The organism is Bradyrhizobium semiaridum (assembly GCF_020329505.1).
In the GTDB taxonomy this organism is placed as follows: Bacteria; Pseudomonadota; Alphaproteobacteria; order Rhizobiales; family Xanthobacteraceae; genus Bradyrhizobium; species Bradyrhizobium semiaridum.
The window spans coordinates 1-617 of the sequence record NZ_JAGKJJ010000108.1 but is presented as its reverse complement, the minus strand read 5'-3'; the positions used below and the strand labels follow the sequence as shown (position 1 = coordinate 617).

Sequence of the window (617 nt, the reverse complement as noted above, 5' to 3'; positions counted from 1 at the left end):
TGGGAACGCCCTGCATCCGATCCATCTGGTAGAACAGGTCGGTGAACTCGGCCCGCGCCCGCTTGAACGAGGTGGTGTTGATGTTGGCGATGTTGTTCGCGATGACCTCGATGTTGGTCTGCTGCGCGTTCATTCCGGTGGCCGCGATGGCGAGCGATTTCACAGCTTCAATCCTTCATCTCAAATCGACATCCGAACGACTTCCTGGTAGGCCTGCACGACCTTGTCGCGCACCGCGACCGCGGTTTGCAGCGCCTGCTCCGCCGACATCAGCGCCTCCACGACGCGCCGCGTCGATCTCGGCGATCCAGGGCAAGGAATCGACGCGGCTTCGCCGGCCTTGAGCGTTCCGATGGCATCCGTCGTCACCTGCTTGAGCACGGAATCGAAGCCGAGATCGCCGCTCGGCTGAACCGCGCTTGCTGTCGGCGTCGTTATGTCCGTCTCGGCCGCGCGGGCCGCCGCCGGCCCCGCGGAGATCGCAGTCGACGAAATCGCTTCAAGCATCGTCAGCTCCTCAACAGATCGATGGTCATGCTGAGCATCGATCGCACCTGCTTCACCACCTGAAGGTTGGCTTCATAGGACCGGTTGACCTCGCGCATGTCGGCCATTTC

3 protein-coding genes are annotated in these 617 nt (G+C 62.4%); all 3 read right to left on the bottom strand.

The genetic code is table 11. From position 1 onward, the window contains the following. On the bottom strand, positions 1 to 163 hold a 163-nt coding region (locus J6500_RS31720; protein ID WP_225716608.1), incomplete at its 3' end, for a flagellar basal body protein. A gap of 17 nt (positions 164 to 180) precedes the next feature. Beyond that, entirely contained in the window at positions 181 to 507 is a 327-nt protein-coding gene (gene fliE, locus J6500_RS31715; protein WP_225716610.1) for a flagellar hook-basal body complex protein FliE, read from the bottom strand. Between the two features lie 2 nt (positions 508 to 509). Next, positions 510 to 617 (bottom strand): flagellar basal body rod C-terminal domain-containing protein (locus tag J6500_RS31710; protein ID WP_283842973.1); only part of this gene is annotated, 108 nt, incomplete at its 5' end.

Coding starts and splice junctions, on each gene's coding strand:
- fliE (WP_225716610.1), bottom strand. CDS start 507: ATGCTTGAAGCGATTTCGTCGACTGCGATCTCCGCGGGGCCGGCGGCG.